The organism is Velazquezella soli (assembly GCF_977018685.1).
Genome location: NZ_CDRNXF010000005.1, coordinates 471,498 through 495,799 on the forward strand (window position 1 = coordinate 471,498; position 24,302 = coordinate 495,799).

Consider the following 24,302-nt stretch of genomic DNA (forward strand, 5'->3'; position numbering starts at 1 on the left):
TTGCCGCTACACCTGCGCAAATGTCTCTTTCAGTTTCAAGCCGAGCGTTACCGCACGCGCTATCATCAGGACCATCATCGCTGTCCACAACCCTTCATTTCCCCAGACCTGCTGCAGACCATAAGCGGTGGCGATGAAGATGCAGGTGGAGATGATCATGCTGTTGCGCATATCGCGGGCACGCATGGCTCCGATCATGATGCCATCAAGCATGAAGCTGGTCACGGAAACGAGCGGCAACGCGATCAGGAAGGGAAGCAGGGCAATGGCGGCGGTACGGACATCTTCCTGATCGGTGAGGAGCGAGACGATCGATGAGCCAGCGAAGGCGTAAACGACCGAAAACAGAAACGCCACCAGACCCGACCACACAAACGCGGCCTTGATCACCTGGGCGAGCGCCTTTTTTTGCCGCGCACCGATGACTGAACCGACCAGGGTTTCAGTGGCATTCGCAAACCCGTCCAACCCATAGGATGTAAAGCCGTGGAGGTTGAGAAGGATGGCATTGGCGGCGAGGATCGTGTCGCCTTCCTTGGCACCGCTGCGGGCAAACCAGCCGAAACAGAGCAGAAGGAAGAAGCTTCGCAGAAAGATGTCCCGGTTGACCGCGACCAGCCGTCGAAGCGCCAACCCGTCCAGCAGCTCTTTCATCCGCACTGCGGGATGCGCACCGAATGGCTTGATGATGAAGAGGCCTGCGATCAAGGCCACCCATTCGGCAACGGCGGTCCCCGCCCCTATCCCGGCGACACCCCAGTCGAAAACAAGAACCAGCGTGAGAGTTGCGAGCAAGTTGACGATATTAAGGGCGACTTGTAGCGCCAGTGAGATCATCACGCGCTGGCAACCGAGAAGGTAGCCGAGAAGGACAAAATTTCCGAGCGTCGCAGGCGCTGACCAGATTCTGGCGAATGCATAATCCGACGCGCTCCGGTAGACCGCTTCACTGCCGCCGAGGAATCCGAGTCCGATCTCGATGATCGGCTTTTGCAGCAGGATGATCACGGCACCGCCGGCAGCGGCGATAAGCAGCGCCCGAAACAGATGCATGCGCATGAGCGTGCTATCTTCGGCACCCCACGCCTGGGAGACCAGACCGGTCGTTGCCATGCGCAGAAAACTGAAACTCCAGAAAAGGAAATTGAACAGCACGCCGCTCAGCGCGACCCCGCCGAGAAAGAAAGACCCCGGGAGATGTCCCGCCACCATCGTATCGACAAGTGACAGGATCGGCTGAGCCAGATTTGCGAGAATGATGGGAAGCGCCAGGAAGACCATCCGACGGTTCCAGTTTTCCTTTGCTCCCTGTTCCGGCAAGATGGTCATAATCCGAAAGGGCCTGAGCAGAAGAGCTTCGCCTGCCCTATAGTCTTGATCGACATCGTATTGCCCCCGTCGGTCGGCTTTTTGTTGGACCTCATGTTGGCTTCACCAGTCCATGACGACCTTTCCGGAATTGCCGGAGCGCATGGCCTCGAACCCGTCTCTGAAGGAGTCGATGCCGATGCGGTGGGTAATGAGAGGCGAAAGGTCGAGGCCGCCCTGCACGAAGGCGATCATCTTGTACCAGGTCTCGAACATTTCCCGCCCGTAGATGCCCTTGAGATTGAGCATCTTGAAGATCACCTTGTTCCAGTCGATCTCGAACCCGGTCGGCGCGATGCCGAGAATGGCAATCTTGCCGCCATTGTTCATCTTGTCGATCATGTCGCGGAAGGCGGGGGCCGCGCCCGACATTTCCAAACCGACATCGAAGCCCTCGGTCATACCGATGCGCTTCATCACGTCCGACAGGTTTTCCTTGGACGCATCGACGACGTGGTCGATGCCGAGCTTTTCGGCAAGTGCCAGACGCACCGGGTTGATGTCGGTGATCACGACCTTGCGGGCGCCCGAGCGCTTGGCAACCATCGCACCCATGATGCCGATCGGACCGGCTCCGGTCACCAGGACGTCCTCGCCGACCAAATCGAAGGAGAGAGCGGTGTGCACGGCGTTGCCGAACGGATCGAAGATCGCGGCAATCTCGTCCGGCACATCATCCGGGATCGGCACGACATTGTCTTCGGGAATGCAGACGAATTCGGCAAAAGATCCGGGCCGGTGGACACCCACGCCCAACGTGTTGCGGCAAAGGTGTCCGCGCCCCGCGCGGCAGTTGCGGCACTTGCCGCAAACGATATGCCCCTCGCCGGAGACGCGCGCGCCGACCTGGACCTTGGTGACCGCAGAGCCCACCTGCGCGATCTCACCGCAGAACTCGTGGCCGACGACCATCGGCACCGGAATGGTTTTTTGGGCCCAACTGTCCCAGTTCCAGATATGAACGTCGGTGCCGCATATCGCGGACTTCTTCACCCGGATCAGCACGTCGTTGGGGCCGGGGTCCGGAACAGGGATCTGCTCCATCCAGAGACCGGTTTCGGCTTTCGACTTGACGAGGGCGCGCATCATGTTGGTCATCGAAAAATTCCTGTCAATGAGTTGGATCGGTTCGGGCCGGGCGTCTACTCGATCACGCGCAGTTCCCTGCCGACCTCTTCGAACGCCGCAATGGCCCGGCGCACATCGTCCTCACTATGCGCCGCAGACATCTGGGTGCGGATACGCGCCTGGCCTTTCGGTACGACCGGGAAGGCGAAGCCGACGACGTAGACACCCTTTTCCAGCATCCTCGCCGCCATGTCCTGCGCCAGCGACGCATCGCCGAGCATAACGGGAATGATCGGATGCCCCTCGCCCGCCAACGTGAACCCAAGCTTGCTCATTTCATCGCGGAAGAGGCGGGAATTGGCTTCTAGCCGGGCGCGCAATGCGTCACCATTGTCGATCAGGTCAAACACCTTCAGCGAGGCGCTCGCAATCACCGGAGCGAGGGTGTTGGAAAACAGATAGGGACGCGAGCGCTGGCGCAGCCAGTCGACCACTTCCTTCTTGCCGGACGTATAGCCGCCGGATGCACCGCCGAGTGCCTTGCCGAGCGTGCCGGTGATGATATCCACCCTGCCCTCGACGCCGCAATGTTCCGCCGAGCCGCGACCGTGCTTGCCGACGAAGCCGACGGCATGGCTGTCATCGACCATGACCATGGCGCCATATTTCTCGGCAAGGTCGCAGACGCCCGCAAGATTGGCGATGATGCCGTCCATCGAAAACACGCCGTCTGTGGCGATCATCTTGAACCGGCTGCCTTCGGCCTTTTTCAGTTCCTCCTCCAGCGCCGCCATGTCGTTATTGGCGTAGCGGAAACGTTTCGCCTTGGAGAGGCGCACCCCGTCGATGATCGAAGCGTGGTTGAGTGCGTCCGATATGATCGCGTCCTCCTCGCCGAGAAGCGTCTCGAACAATCCACCATTGGCATCAAAGCAGGACGAATAGAGGATCGTATCCTCCAATCCCAGAAACTTCGAAATCCGGTCTTCGAGCTGCTTGTGCTCTTCCTGCGTCCCGCAGATGAAACGCACAGATGCCATGCCGTAGCCGTAACGATCCAGCGCGTTCTTGCCGGCGTCGACCAGTTCGGCGTTGTCGGCAAGGCCAAGGTAATTGTTGGCGCAAAAATTTAAAACCTTGCGACCAGATGCGACTTCGATCTCGCCGGCCTGTTTGGAAACGATCACCCGCTCGGTCTTGTAGAGACCCGAAGACCTCAGACCCGCAAGTTCGGTGGAGAGATGTGCGAGGAATGCGTTGCTCATTGTGAATGCAACCTTGTTTGCCTCCGACGCATCCGCGTCGCGGCTTGGAGAAATTCGGATATGGGACAGGAGAAGCGCGTTGACGCTCCTGCCTCCCCTGCCTCGACCTTAAGCTGCACGGTCCGTTTGCCGGACGATGAAGCAATGATCGAAGGCTTACGATGGTCACGCGGCCGAGGGTGCAAACCCGTTTTGGCAAAGGGTCTTTAATTCATCCAGTGACATTACGTCTAGATCAAGCGCGTTGAGAAGATCGTTCTCAGCCGCGAAATCACGCCCGTACATGGCCGAGAAGATCCGGACACCGGCTTCGTGGAGCCGGTACCGGTCTCGTGACATGAATCCTGCGCGTTGCAGCAAGGCGCGCGACGTACGTGCGCCGAACCACGCCGCACATCTGAATACAACCATGTGTTCAGATGTCCGGTAGGGTGCATTCCTGTCTTGTGGTCGGCGGCTGGCAGCGCAATGACCAACATGTTTGCGCCGTACCCCTGGGCGGCCGCTTCGGTCACCGCCGTGGCGTTGCAAGCGCCGCCGATCGCCCATCGGCTACAAAAGATTGTCCCCACACCCGAAGCAGACCAAAGGATACTGCCATCTCCTTGCTACTCACCGAAAGCTGCCACTGCCACTGCAATCCAACGCACTAGCCGGAAAGGCCAATGCAGTTGTCTGATACCCACTGCGTTTTTTGGAACGATAACCGCGTCGGTCTGTTGTAGGGCCACATGCAGGGAGTGGGACATGCGCAAAGTACTCGTGGTGGACGACGAGGTGTTGATCCGGATGACGGTCACAGACGCCCTGGAGGATGCGGGGTTCGAGGTCATAGAAGCCGGCACGGTGGACGAGGCCCTGGACAAGATTGACGACGGGACCATTCACTTCCTGTTCACGGATATCCAGATGCCAGGCCTTCTGACGGGTGTGGACCTTGCCCACGAAGTCGCCGCTCGCTTCCCTCACGCCGGGATCGTGGTTGCCTCCGGTCGCATCACGCCCGGTGAGATCGATCTGCCATCTTCGGCACAATTTTTCTCCAAGCCGTATGACCTTGATCTGATCGTTGCGCGCTTCGAGTCGATGTCGAAAAGCGCTGATCAGCGCGCTTCATCTAGCCATGTTTCCGAAACAAGCGGACGCTAACTTATTCACCGGCAACCGAGGCGACCGCGCAGACGTTCAACGACAAAACAGCTGCGCGTTAGCCCGTCGGTTTTCCGGCGCGGGCTTGCGGCCGAGGCCTTTTCCAAGCGGTCAAGAGGCAAGCCGGCTCGTGTCGATGATAAGCGTGACCAGCGCTCCGTCCGGTGTCCAGTTATAGGAGATCGTTCCTCCAAGGTGAGCGGACATGGTACGGTCCAGCATTCTGCTACCGTAGCCGGCCGGGCCCTGTGGGAAGACAACCTCGGGCCCGCCCTGCTCGATCCAGGTCACCATCAGATTGTTCTCCTCGACCGATCCGGACACATCCAGTGTTCCGGTGCCGACTGACAGGGCGCCGTATTTCAGTGAATTCGTGGCGAGTTCGTGGATCACCAGCGAGAGGCCTGTGGCTGCCGCCTCTCCCACGCCCATCCTTGGAACTGCTACCCGAATACGGCCAGCAAACGCCGCCGTCTCGTCATAGGGGGAGAGCAAGATCGTAATCAGGTCACCGAGAAGAGCGGCCTTGCCCTGCCCGCCAGGTAAAGGCCGGACAAGGTCGTGAGCACGGCCGAGAGCGGTTAGCCTTAGAGTGAGCTGTGAGGTCATATCGGCAATCGAACTCGAGGACCGGGATGTCATCTGCGTCAGCCCTGACGCGATGGCGAGCAGGTTCTTGACCCGGTGGCTCATTTCTCCGGCGAGAAGCTCATGCCCTTCTTCAGCCTGCTTGCGGCCTGTGACATCGAGAAAGATGCCGGTCATCTGCCGAGCCAGAATATCCTCATCGCTCCCCTGACCGCGTGCTGAGATCCAGCGAACTTCAACATCGCTCATGATCCTGAAGTCGATCTCGTAAGGTCCAACGACGGCACGTGTTGCCGAGAACGCTGCCCTCACACGATCGCGGTCGGCCGGATGGACCTTGGCCGACAGGTCCTCAAAGGACAGGACGCCATCGACCTCCAAATCCCATAGTGCATATCCACGCTGGTCCATCGTGAACGCGTCCGTATCGACGTTCCAGGTCCACAGCGCCACGCCTGCCGCCTTGATCGCGCGTCGCAGCTGACCGGATGTCCACTCGGTGTTCTGGTCCATCAAGATGGCATCCTTAAAGGTCGGACTTGCGGGCGCGCATTGCGATCAGGCCTGCGGATGCCTTGGCGATGTCGTCGGCATCCTTCGCGAGGCGTGCCTGCCGCAGCCTTTGTGTTTTCGTCTCGCGCGCCGCAACGAGGGAGTCCATTTCCGCGACGGCGTGATTTCGGGCAAAGAACTGCGTCTGCGTGTTGCCGAAGGCAATCTCGGCCTGCTGTCTGGATTTCGAATGGGTCTGTGTCATGGATTTTCCTGTGGTTGAGCCTGCTTTGAGCGAGCCAACAAAAAAGGCCAGGCTATAAGCCCGGCCTCTCAGATAACTTGGTGTCGTCGGTGCCAGTACATCCGTGGTCAAGGACGAAACCAGGTACGATTAGGCAGCCTGAAGGTTGCAGGCCGACATCTTGCCAGACTTCGCGTCGCGCTCGAGTTCGTAGCCAAGCTTCTGGCCTTCTACGATTTCGCGCATTCCCGCGCGCTCGACGGCAGAGATGTGGACGAACGCGTCAGCGCCGCCGTTGTCAGGCTCGATGAAGCCGAAACCCTTGGTGGAATTAAACCATTTTACTGTGCCTGTGGTCATGATGAACCCTTTCAAAGCAATGTTGAGTGACCGTAGGACCGAAGCCGAACGGATGAGTGTAACGATTGATTTTGAGAGGGAAGTTCGTTCAGAGCGCGGTGCCAATCGCGCGGTAACCAAAGTTCAGCAAGCAAAAGATCGATAAACCAAAGATAGAGACGAAGGGCCGCCAAGTCAACCTTTAGTTTTGACCTGCTCTGCAGACCCGTCCCGCACGACGAGGTTCGTTAGGGCTTGTCCGCCAACTGCTCCGCGCATACAGTCTGAAGAGGATGGTTGTGTATGCCAGCGTCCAAAAGAACTTGCCTCCGTCCGCGACGCACCGACGCTCATAGACTCTTTTCGGCCAAACTTCTCGCGCAGCCAAGGGAAACCGAAGCCAACAGGCCCCGTCCAACCCTAACAGCTCCAAAGATTGCGACCTTCCTTTGATCGACCCCCTTCACATGACAGCGCTTAAACGACTTGGCTGGTCGGACTTCTTTTCGGATCAGCTCACATCCGATGAAGACGAACTCGCGCCGCGGCGCATTGCCTCCGTCCACCGGTCGCGCGTGGAGGCTATTGATGCCGGTGGTCCGGCCGCCCTCGAGCTCCCAGCCAACGCCAACACCGCCGATTTCGCGGTCGGCGATTGGATCCTCGCCGACCCGATCAGCGGCATGCTGGTTCGCCGTCTTGAACGGAAAACTCTATTCCAACGACGTGCGGGGAACGACACGACCCCGCAACTGGTTGCTGCCAACGTCGATACCCTGTTCATCGTGACGTCCTGCAACGCCGAATTCAACCTTTCAAGGTTGGAACGGTATCTGATCCTGGCCGAACAAGCCGGGAGCAACCCGGTGATCGTCCTGACAAAGGCGGACACGACCGAAGACGCTGACGTCTTCCGGGTCCAGGCGCAGGCACTGCAGCCAGGCCTGCCCGTCATCCTCCTGAACGGACGCTCGGTAGAGGCACGCGAACTCCTGGCGCCGTGGTGCGGCAAGGGTCAGACCTGCGCGCTCGTGGGATCGTCGGGCGTTGGGAAATCAACCCTGGTCAACTCGCTCGTCGGGTCTCAGTCGGACACACAGAAGACCGGCACGATCCGGGAATACGACTCGCAGGGCAGACACACCACGACGGCACGATCGCTGCACGCGCTACCGGGTGGCGGATGGGTGATCGATACACCCGGGATCCGGACGCTGTATGTAAGTGATGTTGCCGACGGTATCGATGTCTTCTTTTCCGATATCGCCGAACTGGCATCGCAGTGCCGGTTTCGCGATTGCAGCCATGTCCACGAACCCGGATGTGCCGTTCAGGCTGCAGTCGCAAACGGCGCACTCGCGGGCGATCGTCTCGACCGGTGGCGAACCCTGGTCACCGAAAATCGGGACAGGACGCCGGTTGTCAGCGGGCCCTACGGCAACAAGATCTCCAGAAGAAAGCGCCACTAGGCGCGACCTGCCGCATGCTTGGCCGAAGCGCTTTGTTGAAGGGATGAGCCGCGGAGCGTGCAGATTCGTGACGCTTTGCCTCATCGGCTCGTTGCCCGTGATAGCCGACGCTACACCGTCCCCGATGTTTGAGAGCCGCTGATGGGGTGCCGGATCGTCATATTGCGAGAGGCGCATATGGCAGTCCGATGATGCCCAACCATGCCCTCCCTGATTGTATCGAGATAGATCGGTGGAAACCGCTTTCATTTGTGCTCCTGCAATAAAATTACTCCAGGCACCCTGATCGCGACACCATGGTATTCGCTGCTCGGTTTACCTGAACGTAAAATGTCGCTGCTTTCTCGATTCACGGTCTGGCGCGGATGCCAGGTCAGGATACCCCGGCTATTGCCCCTGCAGGACCCTGCAATTATGAGGTTAGTCGAGGCGCGCGGATATACACTCCGCATTTGAGTCGAGAGCAAAAAAGCCTTGCGGTTCCGATATTTCTGGCATTCACTCGCCCAATCGGACGGAAAACCAGGAGGATAACGGTATGTCATCTCGTCTCATGCGTGCGGCAGCGGTCGCTTTGCTCGGATCAACTCTGCTGGCTGGGGCACCGGCATTTGCTGAAACGGTGCTTCATCGTGGCAATTCCGGCGAACCGCAAACGCTCGATCAGGCCCAGACCTCGATCAATATCGAAGCCTTCATTCTGAAGGATCTTTATGAAGGTCTGACGATCTACGACGCGGCGGGCAAGATTGTACCGGGTGCAGCGGAGTCGTGGAAAGTCTCCGAAGACGGACTGACATACACGTTTAAGCTGCGTGAGAATGCCAAGTGGTCCGATGGCTCGCCCGTCACGGCGCAGGATTTCGAATTCTCGTTCAAGCGCGTGGAAGATCCGAAGACCGCCGCGAAATATGCGAACATCCTCTACCCGATCAAGAACGCGGAAATGGTCAACACCGGCAAGGCCGATCCGAAGGAACTCGGCATCAAGGCCGTCGATGACAAGACGTTCGAGATCACCCTCGAGCGCCCGACCCCCTTCTTCCTTGAACTTCTTGCTCACCAGACTGCCCTGCCTGTCTCCAAGGCAAGCTTTGAGAAGAACGGCGCCGATTTCGTCAAGCCAGGCACGATGGTGTCGAACGGGGCCTTCCAGCTCGTCAGCCATGTGCCGAACGACAGCCTCGTTGTCCAAAAGAACCCCAATTTCTGGGATGCCGCCAACGTCAAGCTCGACAAGGTGATCTTCTACCCGATCGACGACCAGGCCGCATCCGTCCGCCGCTTCGAGGCGAAGGAAATGGATCTCGTCTACAACTTCTCCGCCGACCAGATCGAGCGGCTGCGCTCGGCCTACAAGGACCAGGTGCACGTGTCGCCGACGCTTGCGACCTATTATTACGTCTTCGATGGCCGCGAGGCTCCCTTCAACGACGTTCGTGTCCGCCAGGCCCTGTCCATGGCCGTCGACCGCGATTTCCTGGCCAAGAAGATCTATAGCGGGTCGCAGCTTCCCGCCTATTCGCTGGTGCCGCCGGGCATGGCGAACTATGGCGAACCCGCCAAGGCCGATTTCGCAGAACTTTCCCAGCTCGACCGCGAAGACAAGGCGATCGAACTGATGAAGGAAGCCGGTTACGGTGAAGGCGGCAAGCCGCTCAATATCGAGGTCCGCTACAACACCAACCCGAACCACGAACGTGTCGCCACCGCCGTTGCCGACATGTGGAAAAACACGTTCGGTGCCAAGGTGACGATGAGCAATCTCGATGTCTCCTCGCACTACGCCTATCTCCAGGAAGGCGGCAAGTTCAACGTGGCACGTGCCGGCTGGGTTGCCGATTATGCCGATCCGGAAAACTTCCTCGCCTTGAACCTCTCGACCAACAAGACCTTCAATTACGGGCATTACGAGAGCAAGGAATTCGACGATCTGATGAAGAAGTCGTATGCGGAAACGGATCCGGCTGCGCGATCGAAGATCATGCATGAGGCGGAAACAATCCTGATGCGCGACCAGCCGATTGCTCCCTTCCTGACCCAGGCCGATCTGTGGCTTGTTTCGGACCGCATCAAGGGCTGGCAGGATAATGCTGCCAATGAACACCTGAGCCGCTTCCTGAGCGTTTCCGAATAATCGACACGGGATGGCGTCCGACAGCGTTTCGGACGCCATCCCGCAGGAGACTACTGCATGCTGTCTTTTATCCTGCGCCGCCTCGCGAGCGCCGTCCCGACGCTGTTCATCGTCGTGACGATTTCCTTCTTCCTGATGCGTTTTGCTCCGGGCGGTCCCTTTAACCTGGAACGTCCGCTGCCACCCGCAACGATGGAAAACATCATGCGGACCTACCAGCTAGACCAGCCGTTATGGCGTCAATATCTCACCTATATCGGCAATGCCGTACAGGGTGATTTCGGTCCAAGCTATATCTACAAGGACAACACCGTCGCGGAACTGATCGGAAAAGGCCTTCCCTACTCAATTGAACTCGGTTTCTACGCTCTGCTTCTGGCCCTGATTGGCGGCGTGACGCTCGGCACGATCGCGGCCCTGCGCCAGAACAGCGTGCTCGATTTTTCCATCATGACGCTTGCGACGATGGGTACGACGATCCCAAATTTCGTCGTCGGCCCGGTTTTGACGCTGATTTTCGCAATTCTTCTTGCGCTGTTGCCAGCCGGTGGCTGGGGAGATGGTTCGTTCTCGTTCCTGCTCCTGCCGATGATCGCACTGGCGCTGCCGCAGCTCGCCGTTTTCGCCAGGCTGACGCGCGGCTCCATGATCGAGGCGCTGCATGCCGACCATATCCGCACCGCGCGCGCTTATGGCCTGCCGGCGCGGATCGTCGTCATCACGCATGCCATGCGCGGCGCCATGCTGCCGGTCGTCTCCTATCTCGCACCCTGTGCCGCCGCATTGATGACCGGCTCGGCCGTCGTCGAGACCATCTTCACCATTCCGGGCGTCGGCCGTTATTTCGTGCTCGGCGCGCTCAATCGTGACTATACGCTGGTCATGGGCACCGTCGTCCTGATCGCCATCTTTGTTATCGTCTTCAATCTCCTGGTCGACCTTCTCTACGGCCTGCTCGATCCGAGGGTCCGTCATGACTGATATCGCCAACGATCCGCCTTCCACCCCGCCCCAGAGCACAAGCCGCAGTCTTTTCCAGCTTGCCGCCATCCGCTTCCGTCGCAACAAGGCGGCGATGGGCGGCTGCGTGATGCTCGTTCTGATCGCGCTCTTTTCCTATCTCGGCCCACTTTTTGTGCCTCATAGCTATGACCAGGTCTTTTCTTCCTATGTGACGGTGGCGCCAAGTCTCGAGCCGCGGCCAGACGAGGCATCGCTGGAGGGCGCCATGCAAGGCGTCGCGACTCGCGCCCGCGTCAACCTCGACGCGTTCGAGGTGACGGGCCAGATCTTTTCCGCGACCATCAGCGCCGAGGATCCGATCGACCCACGCACGACGCGTTATTTCGACCGTGCCAACGAGTTCGACGACACCAAGGTAGTGGCGACCGAAAAAGACGGGCGCGTTCTCAAGGTCGAAGGGAATGTCAGCCGGGAATACTTCCTGTTCGGCACGGATCCGAACGGCCGCGACCTGCTTGCCCGTGTCATGCTCGGCGGCCAGATCTCGATTGCCGTCGGCGTGCTGGCCAGCCTCGTCTCGCTTGGCATCGGCGTGCTCTACGGCGCGACCGCGGGTTATCTTGGCGGCCGTGTCGACAATGTCATGATGCGCTTCGTCGAGATCCTCTATTCTCTGCCATTCGTCTTTCTTGTCGTCGTCCTGGTCGTCTTCTTCGGTCGTTCCTTCATCCTGATCTTCCTGGTGATCGGCGCTGTGGAATGGCTCGACATGGCGCGCATCGTGCGAGGCCAGACGCTGGCGCTGAAGCGCCGGGAATTCGTGGGCGCTGCCCAAGCGCTCGGCCTGAGCGACTGGCAAATTATCCGCCGGCATATCATCCCGAACACGATCGGACCGGTGATCGTCTTCGTCACCGTCGTGGTTCCGAAGGTAATCCTCCTGGAAAGCTTTCTGTCTTTCCTCGGGCTCGGGGTTCAGGCGCCACTGACCAGCTGGGGGGCTCTGATTTCGGAAGGCGCCAACAATATCCAGTCGGCACCCTGGCTCCTGATCTTTCCCTCCATCTTCTTCGTGGCAACGCTGTTTTCGTTGAACTTTATCGGCGACGGCCTGCGCGACGCGCTCGACCCGAAGGATCGTTGAAATGACCGATCAAAAAGACACCATTCTCTCGATCCGCGACCTGAAAGTGAATTTCACGACGCCGGATGGCACGGTCAATGCGGTCAAGGGCATCGGCTTCGATGTCCGTGCCGGCGAGACGCTTGCCGTCGTCGGCGAAAGCGGCTCCGGCAAGAGCCAAACGATGATGGGAATTATGGGCCTGCTCGCTGGAAACGGCACCGTCACTGGCTCCGCCGCCTATCGGGGCAAGGAACTGGTCGGACTGCGAAATAACGAGCTCAACAAGATCCGTGGTGCCGAGATCACGATGATCTTTCAGGAACCGATGACCTCGCTCGATCCGCTTTACACGATCGGCCGCCAGATCGCCGAACCGATCGTCTACCACCGCGGCGGCAGTCGGAAAGCGGCCCGCAGCCGCGTGCTGGAACTCTTGGAACTGGTCGGCATTCCTGATCCCGCCCGCCGCATTGACAGTTACCCGCATGAACTGTCCGGCGGCCAGCGGCAGCGCGTCATGATCGCCATGGCGCTTGCCAACGAACCCGACGTCCTGATCGCCGACGAGCCGACGACGGCGCTTGATGTGACGGTCCAGGCGCAGATATTGAAACTGCTGCGCTCGCTCCAGAAGCGTTTCGGCATGGCGATTGTGCTGATCACCCACGATCTCGGCATTGTCCGGCATTTTGCCGAACGTGTCGTCGTCATGCGGCGCGGCGAAGTGGTGGAACAGGGAGCCACATCACAGATCTTGGAGGCTCCGACTTCCGCCTATACCCGCATGCTGATCGATGCCGAACCGCAGGGTCGCAAGCAACCGCCGGCGGAAAACGCGCCGATCATCCTGGAGGGACGCGATGTCACGGTCGATTTTCCGATCGGCCGCGGACTTTTTTCAAAGGGTCCAAAGAGTTTCCGGGCCGTTGACGGCGTCACCGTCAAGCTCAGGCAGGGCCAGACGATCGGCATCGTTGGTGAGTCCGGCTCGGGGAAATCGACGCTTGGGCGCGCGCTGCTCCGGCTTCTCCACAGCGATGGTCATTACCGCTTCGACAAGACCGACATCTCCGGCTTCGACCGTCGGCAGATGCGGTCCCTGCGCAAGGAGATGCAGCTCGTCTTCCAGGATCCCTTTGGGTCTCTCTCGCCGCGTCAGACAGTCGGCGAGATCATCACCGAAGGTCTGCTCGTCCACGAGCCTTCGCTGAACAAGGCGGATCGAGACCGGCGCGCGATCGCCGCCCTGACCGAAGTCGGGCTCGATCCCCAGGCGCGCAATCGCTACCCGCACGAATTTTCCGGCGGTCAGCGCCAGCGCATCGCGATTGCCCGCGCGATGATCCTCAAGCCGCGTGTGGTTATCCTCGACGAACCGACCTCGGCACTCGACCGGTCTGTGCAGGGACAGGTGATCGACCTGTTGCGCAAGCTGCAGTCCGACCACGACCTTTCCTACGTCTTCATCAGCCACGACCTTGCCGTGGTCAGGGCCATCGCGGATCATGTGATCGTCATGAACAACGGAAAAATTGTTGAGGAAGGCGATACGGACGCGATCTTTGACGCCCCGAAGGCCGATTACACAAGGGCGCTGATCGGAGCCGCTTTCAGCATCTGAGTCGCCACTATCAGCAATATGCCCACCGTCGTCGTCTTCGAACCGCGGCGCAGTGTGGAGAACGACACGTATCCGCCTGATCGCCGGCGGGCGCCATGGACGGCTGCCCGAATCATGGGTTGGTTCCGTCGTGTGAGTTGCCGGTATGAAAGGGGACGGCTGCAGCGGCCCATCACGTCCCCACAAGAAGCCGTGAATTATTCAATCAAGAGGTCACTGCTTCCCGTTATCTTCTTGCGTCACCGGCCCAATATTTCTAGGAAAATTGTTGGACGCACGGAGAAGCTCAATATGGCCACGCGCGGACCGGACGCGCCCTCCCTCTTCCACCAGTCATGGCATTGCCGACGGTTTGAGCGGGTTCGGCGCACGATTAGCACGCGGGTCGGGAGGTCCGCATCCCAGGAGACTGACATGACATTGAAGACAATCACTGCGGCACTCGCTGCCACACTCGCATTCGCCCCGCTTGCCTACGCCGACATCACGGTCGGCCTCATCGCGCCGCTGACCGGCCCGGTTGCTGCGATCGGCGCGCAGATCAAGAACGGCGCTGAAACCGCGGTCGAGGAAATCAACAAGAAGGGCGGCGTCAACGGCGAGAAGCTCGTGCTCAAAATTGTCGACGATGCCGGCGAACCCAAACAGGGCGTATCTGCCGCCAATCAGCTGATTGCCGACGATATCCGTTTCGTGGTTGGCCCTGTCACATCGGGCGTCTCTATCCCCGCCTCGGTCGCGTTTGCCGAAAACGGTGCACTGATGGTTACCCCGACAGCCACTTCGCCGGAACTGACCGCGCGTGGCCTTTCCACCGTGTTTCGCACCTGCGGCCGGGACGACCAGCAGGCGGACGTTGCCGCGAAATTCGTGGTCGAGAAATTTAAGGACAAGAAGATCGCCATCCTCAACGACAAGGGGCAGTATGGCAAGGGTCTCGCCGATGCCTTCAAGGCATCGCTGAATGCGGCCGGCATCACGGAAGTCTTCAACGACGCGCTGACGGCGGGCGACAAGGATTTTAGCGCGCTGGTGACACGCCTGAAGTCGGAAGGCACCGAAGTCCTCTATTTCGGCGGCTATCACCCGGAAGCAGGCCTTCTGGTGCGCCAGATGAAGGATGCCGGCATGAATGTGCAGCTGATCGCGGGTGACGGCCTTTCCAACAGCGAGTTCATCACCACCGGCGGCGACGCAGCCAACGGCACGATCTTCACCAACGCTGCCGACGCGCTGAAGAATACCGACAGCAAGGCCGCGGCCGATGCGCTCATTGCAAAAAAGATCCCCGCCGAAGCCTTTACCCTCAACGCCTATGCAGCCGTCGAGGTCATCGCCGCCGGCATCGCCAAGGCTGGCAGCACCGACGACGCTGAGGCAGTTGCTGCCGCGCTCAAGGATGGCACCGGTATCAAGACTGCCATTGGCGAACTGACCTACGGTGAAACCGGCGATCTCAGCTCGCAGAGCTTTTCCGTCTACAAGTGGGAAGGCGGAAAGACGGTTGTGGCCGAATAAGGCCGCTCCGGATCTGTATTGCGACGGGCGCCCTAGGCGCCCGTTTGCTTGCCGTCGGTGCGCTAGCCTTCAATTATCGCCTGAAGCGACGGCGGCTGAAACCAGACCTATTTTCTCAAAGACACTGATTTGACGACAGAAATCTCTCGTCATGCGCGTCACGCGTTCATGCTGGATGCGAAAAGAACAAGCGTCGAAATCGAGAATCAGCGGGGACGTTTGCGCTCCCTACGTCATGGTCTGTTCCAGCCCATAGCAACGTGTATCGAAGCCTTTTCCCAGACCGCGAGATTGGCCTCTTGTCATAATGCTCTTGTCGCGTGTGATTTGCGGCGATAGTAGTGCATGGGACAGCTGCCTTCGGGCAGCTTGCCTGGGAGGGTTTGAAATGTCTGGTCTACTCGCCGTGTCGCGCGCTATCGACGCGATGAACACGCTTTTCGGTAAAGCCGTTTCATGGCTTTTGTTGGCGGCAGTGCTGATCAGCGCCATCAACGCAGTGACCCGAAAAGTCTTCAATCTGAGCTCAAATGCCTGGCTCGAGGCGCAATGGTACCTTTTCTCCGCAGCCTTCCTGTTGGCGGCGGCCTGGACATTGCTGAGCAGCGAGCACGTCAAGGTCGATCTGGTCTATGGCCAGCTCCCCAGACGGGCGCAGCTTTGGATCGAGGTGTTCGGGACAATCTTCTTCCTGATGCCGTTCTGCCTCGTCACCATCTACCTGTCATGGCCGATCGTCATCGCCAAATATGTGAGCGGAGAGGTCTCCAACAATACCGGTGGGCTGGTGCTGTGGCCAGTCTGGGCCATGATCCCGATTGGTTTCGGCCTGCTGGCACTCCAGGGACTGTCGGAACTCATCAAACGGCTAGCGATCCTCAGCGGTGCGATGCCCGACGCCGTCGCTCTCGCCGACGCCGAAGCGCAAGCGCTCTAATTCGTAGCAGGATACGCTCATATGTTTGCATTCTTTGCGGAAAATCTCGCGCCGATCATGTTTCTATCACTGATCGTCGTGTTGCTGCTTGGTTATCCGGTTGCCTTCGCACTCGCCTTTGTCGGCTTTGTCTTCGGTTTCATCGGCATCGAAATAGGCCTTTTGCCCATCAACCTGTTCGGAGCGATCCCTGACCGCATCTTCGGGCAGATGTCGAACGAGACGCTGCTCGCCATTCCTTTCTTCACCTTCATGGGACTGATTCTCGAACGAAGCGGAATGGCCGAGGATCTGCTCGATACGATCGGCCAGCTGTTCGGCCCGATCCGCGGCGGGCTCGCCTTCGCGGTCATCTTCGTGGGCGCCATCCTTGCAGCCACCACAGGCGTCGTTGCGGCCTCCGTCATCTCGATGGGCCTGATCTCCCTGCCGATCATGCTGCGATATGGTTACGACCGACGGGTCGCGGCCGGCACGATCGCAGCGTCGGGAACGCTTGCCCAGATTATTCCGCCCAGCCTCGTGCTGATCATTCTGGCCGACCAGCTCGGCCGGTCGGTCGGCGACATGTACAAGGGCGCACTCGTGCCCGGTCTCATGCTGGTTGCTGCCTATACCGGCTACATCATCCTGATGTCCTTTCTGCGTCCGGCAAGCGTGCCGGCTCTTCCCATCGAGGCGCGATCGCTTCGTGGCTGGAAGCTTGTGGCCAAGGTCATCACCTCGCTCGTGCCGCCGCTCGTGCTGATCTTCCTCGTTCTCGGCACAATCTTTATCGGCCTTGCGACGCCGACCGAAGGCGGCGCGATGGGCGCAGTCGGTGCTCTGCTTCTTGCAGCCTTCAATCGCAAGCTTACGCTGGCGATGGTGAAGTCGGCCCTTTACGCGACGGCGAAACTGTCCTCCTTCGTGATCTTCATCTTGCTCGGCGCGCGCGTGTTTTCGCTGACCTTCTACGGTGTCGACGGTCACGTCTGGGTAGAGCACCTGATGACGTCGATCCCGGGCGGCGAGATCGGCTTCCTGATCGTTGCCAATCTGCTCGTATTCTTCCTGGCCTTCTTTCTCGATTATTTCGAGCTGGCCTTCATCATCATCCCGCTGCTGGCACCGGTTGCCGATGCGCTCGGCATCGACCTGATCTGGTTCGGCGTGATGCTGGCGATCAACATGCAGACGTCGTTCATGCATCCGCCGTTCGGGTTCTCGCTGTTTTACCTGCGCTCCGTCGCTCCGACACGGGCCTACAAGGATCGCATCACCGGTGCGACAATCCAGCCGGTCACATCCGGCCAGATCTACATGGGCTCCCTGCCCTACCTGGCGATCCAGCTCGTCATGGTCGTCGTCGTCATCGTCTTTCCGGGTCTCGTGACTCACTACAAATCAGGATCTGCCGTCGTCGATCCATCGACGATTGAGCTCAACGTACCGATGCCGGGTGCCGATGGCGCTAACCCGTTTGGAACACCGACCCAGCCATTCGGCGCACCGGAGCAGTCTTCCGGCGATCCCGCCGCCCCGGCTGTTGATATCCCTGCACCAGATTTCGGTTCCCCGACGCCAAGCTTCGGCGCACCGAAAAACTAGACACACGCTTTGATCGCACAGCGTGCGTTCGATACTGCCGAACCTGAGGAGGAGGAAACGCAATGACGGAAACCATCAACAGACGCAATTTCCTGACGAAAGGCGCAGTCGGAGGGGCGGCAACAGTCGCCGCGACCGCACTCGCCGCACCGGCGGTTGCCCAAGAACTGCCGAGCATCAAATGGCGCCTGACTTCGGGCTTCCCGAACAACCTCGACACGATTTACGGCGGCGCAACCGTCATGGCGGAGACGCTGTCGAAGATCACCGACGGGAAATTCCAGATCCAGGTGTTTCAGGCCGGCGAACTCGTACCCGGACCGCAGGCGATCGATGCGGTGAAGGCGAACACCGTCGAGATCGCTCATACCTGCGGATACTATTTCACCGGCAAGGATCCGACATTTGCGATCGGCTCGACCATCCCCTTCGGTCTCAATGGTCGTCAGCAGAACGCCTGGCTTTACCACGGCGGCGGCAACGAGGCCTATAACGAGTTTCTCTCTGCCTATGGCGTGGTTGGCATCCCCGGCGGCGCCACCGGTGCCCAGATGGGCGGATGGTTCCGCAAGGAGATCAAGGGCGTCGCCGACCTCAAGGGCGTCAAGATGCGCATCGCCGGTGTTGCCGGCGAAGTGATGTCTCGGCTCGGCGTGGTGCCGCAGCAGCTACCGGGGGGCGATATCTATCCGGCTCTCGAGCGCGGAACAATCGACGCGGCCGAGTGGATCGGTCCCTATGACGACGAACGCCTCGGCTTCTACCAGATTGCGCCGAACTACTACTACCCGGCCTATTGGGAAGGTGGTCTGACGATCCACTTCTTCATCAACAAGGCACAGTATGAGGGTCTGCCTCCCGCCTACAAGGCCGCACTCGATGCCGCCTGCAAGGCGGCGAACATCAACATGCAGGCACTCTACGATGTGAAGAACACCGCGGCGATCCGCTCGCTCGTCGGCAAGGGCGTCAAACTGCGACCGCTGCCACGCGATGTCATGGATGCCGCCTACAAGACGACGTTCGAGCTCTACGCGGAATATAGCGCCAAGCACCCGGCATGGGCAAAGATCTATCCGGGCTGGAAGAAGTTCAGGGACGAGTCCTTCGAGTGGTTCCGCGTCGCCGAATACAGCTATGACAGCTACATGTACTCCGCCCAGGCCTCGGGCAAGTAACAAAACCGGAGGTCGGCTTTAAGGCCGGCCTCCGCACTCACGATCAATTGGCACCGAAGAGACAGGTCTATCGTTGGGATGTCCAGGTGGTCCTACCGTCACATCGCAAAAGCCGCGGCCGGGACGGCATGATCTCGCGTGACGATCCCATGCTTTCCCGGCCACCGGCCTTCAGAACTGATCGGATTTTCCTAAACCGCGGCGTCACCCAGAAGGATCTGCAGCTTGACGTCTGACGGGTTGCCGGCTGCTGCCCTCTCAAAGGCCTCAATGCTCTTGTCGAAAGGGAAAGTCTCGGTAATCAGCGGATTAAGGTCCACCTTGCCGGATGCAATCAGCTGCAGCGCCCGGTCGAAGATATTGGCGTAGCGGAAGACCGTCTCTATTCGGATTTCCTTCGAGATCGCGCCTGCCACGTCGAACGAAACCTTGTCCACCGGCAGGCCGACCATCACGATCGCTCCACCCGGGCGAACGAGGTCGAATATCCCGTCATAGGCCTTCGGGCTGCCGCTGGCTTCGAAAACAACATCGGCGCCCCAGCCGTCGGTTTCCCGTGCGATGACCTCGGCGAAGCTTTCCTCCCCGATATTGACAGGGGTGATACCGGAATACTGGGCAGCGATGGCGAGTTTCGGTGCGCTGAAATCGGAAATGAACACGCGGCTGCACCCACCAGCGAGCGCCGCCAGAGCGACCATGATCCCGATCGGGCCGCTTCCGATCACCGCCGCAACATCGCCGGGGGCGATGCGGGCACGCGCTGCAGCCTGCATGCCAATGGCAAATGGCTCCACCATCGCGCCTTCGGCGAAGGACACGTTGTCGGGAAGCTTGTAGGTGAACGCCGCGGGATGGACAACTTCGGATGTCAAAACGCCATGGATCGGCGGCGTTGCCCAGAACCGGACGCTGGGATCGACGTTATAGATGCCGAGCTTGGATGCGCGCGACGAGAGGTCCGGTATTCCCGGTTCCATGCACACCCGGTCTCCAACCTTGAAACCGGAAACGGCCGAGCCGACCTCGATCACCGTGCCTGCCGCCTCATGTCCCAGAACCATTGGCTCACGCAGCACGTACGGTCCGATTGCGCCGTGCGTGTAGTAGTGTACGTCGCTGCCGCAGACGCCAACCGTGTGAATCTTGATCTTCAGTTCCGAAGCTCCGACCGCCAGCGGCAGGTCAATGTCTCGAAGGGCGAGAACGCCCTTTTCTTCCAGTACCAAGGCTTTCATCATCGGATCCTTTTGCTCGATGGGCGCCAAATTCGGCGCATCGGTTGACCTAGGAATAGCGACCGGTTTGAAAAAGAAAAGTGCTGTTTGGTGAGATTTTCAGCAGCTATCGCTTCTTTCTTGCGCGTATCGCCCCTTCGCCCCCAAGGTCTCGCTCTCCCCACCAAGCAGTCCATCCGTTTGTTTTAAAACGATAAAAACAGGATTTTTGCTCACCATAGGGACACCTTCAGCCTACAATGAAGGCATGTTGACATTTGTCGAAAACTATCTGACAAATGTCACGTGCTGGCCGCTGGAGGGCGGTTAACCCAGACAGTGATTGGTCCGACGCTCATCGAGCGGAAGGATCATCGGAGGAAATTAGCGTGGAATATCTGCTTGAGGTGGAAGGACTGAAGAAGTCCTTCGGCGGCGTTGCCGCATTGCGTGAGGGTCGCTTTCAGCTGAAGCCGGGCTCGGTGCACGCGCTGTGTGGCGGCAACGGCGCCGGAAAGTCGACCTTCCTCAAAATCCTCATGGGCATTTACAAGCGCGATGCCGGCTCCATTCGCCGTCGCGGTCAGGACGTCGATTTTTCAGGCCCAGCCGAAGCGCTCGCCTCCGGCATCGCGATCATCGAACAGGAACTGAGCCCTGTCCCTCATATGACCGTGGCGGAAAACATCTATCTTGGTCGCGAACCCTCCGGGCGCTTCGGCGGCGTCGACTTCAAGACGATGAACCGTAACGCCCAGCGGTTGCTGGATCAGCTCGAATTCCAGATCCGTCCCACTCAGTTCATGATGAACCTTTCGGTTGCGCAGATGCAACTGGTCGAGATCGCCAAGGCGCTCAGCCACGATGCGGAAGTCATCTTCATGGACGAGCCGACATCGGCAATCGGCGAAAAGGAAGCGCAGCAGCTCTTCAAAACGATCGAACGGCTGAAGGCCGCCGGCAAGGGTATCGTCTACGTCTCGCACCGCCTGTCAGAAATCTTCCAGATCGCGGATGCCTACACGGTGTTCCGCGACGGCTCCTATATCGGCTCGGGTGACTTGGCTGATATCGACAGGCCGAGCCTGATCAAGATGATCGTCGGTCGGGAACTGGGCGAGGAATATATCAAGACCAACACGCCGACGGAAACGGATGGCCTACAGGTTACGGGGCTGACAGCCGCCGGCAAGATCGACGACATTTCGTTTTCGGTTTGCAAGGGTGAGATCTTCGGGATCTACGGACTTATGGGATCCGGCCGGTCGGAAATTTTCAACTGCATCTTTGGTCTCGATCGTCTCGATAGCGGCGAAATCAGGATCGATGGCGCGCCGGTCAAGGTCAGCAAGCCGGCTGACGCGATGGAGCACGGGCTCGCTTTCGTTACCGAGGACCGCAAGCTGACCGGGCTCAATCTGACCGATAGCGTCAGAGGCAACATTGCGCTTGCCAGCCTGCCGGAACTCAGCCCCAATTTCGTCATGCGTCGCCGCGGCGAGCAGGCTGCCAGCCGGAACATGATCGAAAGATTTGCGATCAAGGCGGCCCGCGACACGATGCCGGTCTCGGGCCTGTCAGGCGGCAATCAGCAAAAGGTCGTCCTGGGCAAGTGGTTCCTGCGCAATCCCAAGGTGCTTCTGCTCGATGAACCGACGCGTGGCGTCGATGTCGGCGCCAAGCGCGAGATCTATCGCATCATCTGCGAATTCGCCGAGGCCGGTGGAACCGTAGTGATGATTTCATCGGAAATCGACGAAGTGCTGGGCATGTCCGACCGCATCCTCGTCATGCGCAACGGTCGCTCGACTGGCATCTATCCGCGCGCGGAGACAGACGCGCAGGCGTTGGTGCACCTTTCTACGTGACGGGCCCGGGTCACTGGGCCAGACGCGCATTTTCAAGATTCGATCGGCATGGGAAGAGGTAAGAACAGTGTCCGCCACAGAAAACAAGCCGGCAGCCGCATGGTTCGGTTCGGATAACCGCAAGTTGCTCATCCAGGAATACGGCATCTTTCTCGCCTTCCTGCTCCTGGCATTCATCCTGTCGGTCTCCAACGAGTACTTCCTCACCGCCGGCAATATCTCGAACGTGCTTCTACAGACATCTATCAATGGGGTGCTGGCGATCGGCATGACATTCGTCATCCTGACCCGGGGCATCGACCTCTCCGTCGGCTCGGTCGTAGCGCTCGCTGGTATGGTGGCCGCGAGCCTTGCGACGACTTCAGCGACCGCCGGCGTTGCGGGCGGCCCCTATCCGGCATTCGTCGCGTTCGCGGCGGGCATTCTCGTCGGTCTCGCATGCGGCATGGTCGTCGGTGTAATCGTCTCGCGCTTCTCCGTCCCCGCCTTCGTTGCCACCCTCGGCATGCTGTCGGCGGCACGCGGCATGACGCTGATCTATGGCGGCGGCAGACCTGTCCCGGCGCTTATCCCGGATTTTCGCTGGCTTGGAACCGGCAACATTATCGGCATCCCGATGCCGGTCGTCGTTCTCGCCGTCGTCTTCATTGCCTCTTGGTGGGTTCTCAACCGCACGCGCTTTGGCCGCTATATCTACGCCGTCGGCGGCAACCCGCATGCCGCCGTGACTTCAGGCATCAACGTCACCCGCATCAAGTTCGCCGTGTACTGCATCTCGGGAGCACTTGCGGGTCTTGCCGGTATGATCCTTGCCGCTCGCACGGGCTCCGGCCTGCCGCAGGCCGGTGTTGCCTACGAGCTCGACGCCATCGCGGCCGTGGTCATCGGCGGTACCAGCCTCTCGGGTGGTGTCGGTCGCGTCACGGGAACCCTGATCGGCGCGCTCATTATCGGCGTCATGAACAACGGTCTCGATCTGCTCGGCATCGAATCTTACTACCAGCAGGTCCTCAAAGGGGCGCTGATCGTCGGTGCGGTCATGCTGGATCAAAAACGCAATCAAGGGGCCTGACCCCAGAACAATTCGGATCGCGAAACGGTCCGACATGTACCGCGCGTCAAAACGGCGACCGGACATTCCGTGGAGGAGAAGAAAATGAAGAAACTTTTGCTTGCTCTCGTCGCCAGTGCGGCGATGCTTTCGGCACCCGCAATGGCGCAGGACAAGAAGCTCAAGATTGGCGCGACCACCTATGGTCTCAATGCTGAATTCATGCAGATCTGGTCGGCGGCTCTGAAGGAACATCCGGCCGTCAAGAGCGGCAAGGTCGATGTCACGGTGTTCGATGGCCGATATGACGCGCTGGTCCAGCAGGAACAGTTCAACACGATGATCACACAGAAATTCGACGCGATCATCTTCGTGCCGATGGATATCGAGGCCGGCGCGACCGCTGTGCAGATGGCCCATGATGCCGGCATCCCCGTTGTCGGCTCCAATGCCCGCGTCAATTCCGATCTCCTCACATCCTATGTCGGCTCGAACGACGTGGAAGCCGGCGAGCTCGAAGCCAAGGCAGTCTTGGACAAGATGGGCTGCAAGGGCAATCTCGTCATCATCGAAGGCCCGATCGGCCAGTCCGGCCAGATCCAGCGCCTGGAAGGCAATGAAAAGGCACTCGCTGCCTGCCCGGACGTAAAGGTTCTCGAAAAGCAGACCGGCAACTGGTCGCGCGCCGAAGCTCAGACCCTGATGGAAAACTGGCTGACATCCCATCCGGGCCAGATCAATGGCATCATCGGCCAGAACGACGAAATGGCACTCGGTGCGATCGAGGCAATCAAGGCTGCAGGTCTGAAGGTTGAAGACTTCGCGATTGCCGGCGTCGATGGCGTGACGGATGCGATCAACTCGGTGAAGCGCGGCGAGATGGCTTCCATCCTGCAGGACGCCAACGCCCAGGCTCAGGGCGCTCTCGACGTCGCCATCAAGGCCGCCAACAAGGACTACAAGCCCGAATCGAAGATCTGGACCCAGTATCCGGACATGAAGTGGGCGGATGGCGCCGAGAAGGACTACCTCGTGCCTTGGACGCCTGTCACGAAAGAAAACGCCGACAAGCTGCTCGAGTCCCGTAACTGATACTTTTCGTTTTCGATCCAAG

At 59.5% G+C, this 24,302-nt stretch carries 20 protein-coding genes; 13 read left to right on the forward strand and 7 right to left on the reverse strand.

Annotated features, from left to right (window positions below; translation table 11 throughout):
* Positions 1–6: 6 nt before the first annotated feature.
* From AC0JZ8_RS22630 to AC0JZ8_RS22640, 3 genes are all read right to left on the reverse strand, one after another.
* The gene (locus tag AC0JZ8_RS22630; RefSeq protein ID WP_471893639.1) at positions 7–1,329 is read right to left on the reverse strand and encodes an MATE family efflux transporter; all 1,323 of its coding nucleotides are present in this window, start codon (positions 1,327–1,329) and stop codon (positions 7–9) included.
* 102 nt (positions 1,330–1,431) lie between these two features.
* Complete coding sequence (gene tdh / locus AC0JZ8_RS22635) at positions 1,432–2,466, reverse strand: L-threonine 3-dehydrogenase (protein WP_471893640.1); 1,035 nt, start codon at positions 2,464–2,466, stop codon at positions 1,432–1,434.
* 44 nt (positions 2,467–2,510) lie between these two features.
* Complete coding sequence (locus tag AC0JZ8_RS22640; RefSeq protein WP_471893641.1) at positions 2,511–3,701, reverse strand: glycine C-acetyltransferase; 1,191 nt, start codon at positions 3,699–3,701, stop codon at positions 2,511–2,513.
* Positions 3,702–4,448: 747 nt separating this feature from the next.
* On the opposite strand from AC0JZ8_RS22640, the gene AC0JZ8_RS22645 reads away from it, so the two are divergent.
* Complete coding sequence (locus tag AC0JZ8_RS22645) at positions 4,449–4,850, forward strand: response regulator (protein ID WP_062459305.1); 402 nt, start codon at positions 4,449–4,451, stop codon at positions 4,848–4,850.
* A gap of 111 nt (positions 4,851–4,961) precedes the next feature.
* Here the strand turns inward: AC0JZ8_RS22645 and AC0JZ8_RS22650 are convergent, their stop codons facing one another.
* From AC0JZ8_RS22650 to AC0JZ8_RS22660, 3 genes are all read right to left on the reverse strand, one after another.
* Positions 4,962–5,951 (reverse strand): sensor histidine kinase, encoded by a 990-nt coding sequence (locus AC0JZ8_RS22650; protein ID WP_113166133.1) that lies wholly within the window; start codon positions 5,949–5,951, stop codon positions 4,962–4,964.
* Between the two features lie 13 nt (positions 5,952–5,964).
* Entirely contained in the window at positions 5,965–6,195 is a 231-nt protein-coding gene (locus tag AC0JZ8_RS22655) for a hypothetical protein (protein ID WP_062459299.1), read from the reverse strand.
* 129 nt (positions 6,196–6,324) lie between these two features.
* On the reverse strand, positions 6,325–6,534 hold the full coding sequence (locus AC0JZ8_RS22660) for a cold-shock protein (RefSeq protein WP_062459297.1): 210 nt from the start codon (positions 6,532–6,534) through the stop codon (positions 6,325–6,327).
* 446 nt (positions 6,535–6,980) lie between these two features.
* On the opposite strand from AC0JZ8_RS22660, the gene rsgA reads away from it, so the two are divergent.
* From rsgA to AC0JZ8_RS22705, 9 genes are all read left to right on the forward strand, one after another.
* Entirely contained in the window at positions 6,981–7,982 is a 1,002-nt protein-coding gene (rsgA, locus tag AC0JZ8_RS22665; protein WP_471893642.1) for a ribosome small subunit-dependent GTPase A, read from the forward strand.
* A gap of 553 nt (positions 7,983–8,535) precedes the next feature.
* The gene (locus tag AC0JZ8_RS22670; protein WP_471893866.1) at positions 8,536–10,119 is read left to right on the forward strand and encodes a peptide ABC transporter substrate-binding protein; all 1,584 of its coding nucleotides are present in this window, start codon (positions 8,536–8,538) and stop codon (positions 10,117–10,119) included.
* A gap of 57 nt (positions 10,120–10,176) precedes the next feature.
* Positions 10,177–11,100: an oligopeptide ABC transporter permease OppB gene (gene oppB / locus AC0JZ8_RS22675; RefSeq protein WP_062459288.1), complete on the forward strand. Its 924-nt coding sequence runs from the start codon at positions 10,177–10,179 to the stop codon at positions 11,098–11,100.
* Entirely contained in the window at positions 11,093–12,226 is a 1,134-nt protein-coding gene (locus tag AC0JZ8_RS22680) for an ABC transporter permease (RefSeq protein ID WP_092663301.1), read from the forward strand. Before oppB ends, AC0JZ8_RS22680 begins: the two co-directional genes overlap by 8 nt.
* A gap of 1 nt (position 12,227) precedes the next feature.
* Positions 12,228–13,829 (forward strand): ABC transporter ATP-binding protein, encoded by a 1,602-nt coding sequence (locus AC0JZ8_RS22685; RefSeq protein WP_471893643.1) that lies wholly within the window; start codon positions 12,228–12,230, stop codon positions 13,827–13,829.
* Between the two features lie 414 nt (positions 13,830–14,243).
* Positions 14,244–15,347, forward strand: a complete 1,104-nt coding sequence (locus AC0JZ8_RS22690; RefSeq protein ID WP_062578266.1) for a branched-chain amino acid ABC transporter substrate-binding protein — start codon at positions 14,244–14,246, stop codon at positions 15,345–15,347.
* 388 nt (positions 15,348–15,735) lie between these two features.
* Positions 15,736–16,284, forward strand: a complete 549-nt coding sequence (locus AC0JZ8_RS22695; protein ID WP_062459277.1) for a TRAP transporter small permease subunit — start codon at positions 15,736–15,738, stop codon at positions 16,282–16,284.
* Between the two features lie 21 nt (positions 16,285–16,305).
* Complete coding sequence (locus tag AC0JZ8_RS22700; protein WP_471893644.1) at positions 16,306–17,874, forward strand: TRAP transporter large permease; 1,569 nt, start codon at positions 16,306–16,308, stop codon at positions 17,872–17,874.
* A gap of 62 nt (positions 17,875–17,936) precedes the next feature.
* Entirely contained in the window at positions 17,937–19,052 is a 1,116-nt protein-coding gene (locus tag AC0JZ8_RS22705) for a TRAP transporter substrate-binding protein (RefSeq protein WP_062578270.1), read from the forward strand.
* 191 nt (positions 19,053–19,243) lie between these two features.
* Here AC0JZ8_RS22705 and AC0JZ8_RS22710 read toward each other — a convergent pair whose 3' ends face one another.
* Entirely contained in the window at positions 19,244–20,290 is a 1,047-nt protein-coding gene (locus AC0JZ8_RS22710) for an NAD(P)-dependent alcohol dehydrogenase (protein WP_175487276.1), read from the reverse strand.
* 368 nt (positions 20,291–20,658) lie between these two features.
* Between AC0JZ8_RS22710 and AC0JZ8_RS22715 the strand changes: the two genes are divergently transcribed.
* From AC0JZ8_RS22715 to AC0JZ8_RS22725, 3 genes are all read left to right on the forward strand, one after another.
* Positions 20,659–22,137, forward strand: a complete 1,479-nt coding sequence (locus tag AC0JZ8_RS22715; RefSeq protein WP_062578274.1) for a sugar ABC transporter ATP-binding protein — start codon at positions 20,659–20,661, stop codon at positions 22,135–22,137.
* A 67-nt stretch (positions 22,138–22,204) separates the two neighbouring features.
* On the forward strand, positions 22,205–23,209 hold the full coding sequence (locus tag AC0JZ8_RS22720; protein WP_062578276.1) for an ABC transporter permease: 1,005 nt from the start codon (positions 22,205–22,207) through the stop codon (positions 23,207–23,209).
* A gap of 84 nt (positions 23,210–23,293) precedes the next feature.
* The gene (locus AC0JZ8_RS22725) at positions 23,294–24,280 is read left to right on the forward strand and encodes a substrate-binding domain-containing protein (protein WP_062578278.1); all 987 of its coding nucleotides are present in this window, start codon (positions 23,294–23,296) and stop codon (positions 24,278–24,280) included.
* Positions 24,281–24,302 lie beyond the last annotated feature (22 nt).

Coding starts and splice junctions, on each gene's coding strand:
- AC0JZ8_RS22645 (WP_062459305.1), top strand. CDS start 4,449: ATGCGCAAAGTACTCGTGGTGGACGACGAGGTGTTGATCCGGATGACG.
- AC0JZ8_RS22630 (WP_471893639.1), bottom strand. CDS start 1,329: ATGACCATCTTGCCGGAACAGGGAGCAAAGGAAAACTGGAACCGTCGG.
- AC0JZ8_RS22670 (WP_471893866.1), top strand. CDS start 8,536: ATGCGTGCGGCAGCGGTCGCTTTGCTCGGATCAACTCTGCTGGCTGGG.
- tdh (WP_471893640.1), bottom strand. CDS start 2,466: ATGACCAACATGATGCGCGCCCTCGTCAAGTCGAAAGCCGAAACCGGT.
- AC0JZ8_RS22705 (WP_062578270.1), top strand. CDS start 17,937: ATGACGGAAACCATCAACAGACGCAATTTCCTGACGAAAGGCGCAGTC.
- oppB (WP_062459288.1), top strand. CDS start 10,177: ATGCTGTCTTTTATCCTGCGCCGCCTCGCGAGCGCCGTCCCGACGCTG.
- AC0JZ8_RS22650 (WP_113166133.1), bottom strand. CDS start 5,951: ATGGACCAGAACACCGAGTGGACATCCGGTCAGCTGCGACGCGCGATC.
- AC0JZ8_RS22710 (WP_175487276.1), bottom strand. CDS start 20,290: ATGAAAGCCTTGGTACTGGAAGAAAAGGGCGTTCTCGCCCTTCGAGAC.
- AC0JZ8_RS22685 (WP_471893643.1), top strand. CDS start 12,228: ATGACCGATCAAAAAGACACCATTCTCTCGATCCGCGACCTGAAAGTG.
- rsgA (WP_471893642.1), top strand. CDS start 6,981: ATGACAGCGCTTAAACGACTTGGCTGGTCGGACTTCTTTTCGGATCAG.
- AC0JZ8_RS22660 (WP_062459297.1), bottom strand. CDS start 6,534: ATGACCACAGGCACAGTAAAATGGTTTAATTCCACCAAGGGTTTCGGC.
- AC0JZ8_RS22640 (WP_471893641.1), bottom strand. CDS start 3,701: ATGAGCAACGCATTCCTCGCACATCTCTCCACCGAACTTGCGGGTCTG.
- AC0JZ8_RS22700 (WP_471893644.1), top strand. CDS start 16,306: ATGTTTGCATTCTTTGCGGAAAATCTCGCGCCGATCATGTTTCTATCA.
- AC0JZ8_RS22690 (WP_062578266.1), top strand. CDS start 14,244: ATGACATTGAAGACAATCACTGCGGCACTCGCTGCCACACTCGCATTC.
- AC0JZ8_RS22680 (WP_092663301.1), top strand. CDS start 11,093: ATGACTGATATCGCCAACGATCCGCCTTCCACCCCGCCCCAGAGCACA.
- AC0JZ8_RS22725 (WP_062578278.1), top strand. CDS start 23,294: ATGAAGAAACTTTTGCTTGCTCTCGTCGCCAGTGCGGCGATGCTTTCG.
- AC0JZ8_RS22695 (WP_062459277.1), top strand. CDS start 15,736: ATGTCTGGTCTACTCGCCGTGTCGCGCGCTATCGACGCGATGAACACG.
- AC0JZ8_RS22655 (WP_062459299.1), bottom strand. CDS start 6,195: ATGACACAGACCCATTCGAAATCCAGACAGCAGGCCGAGATTGCCTTC.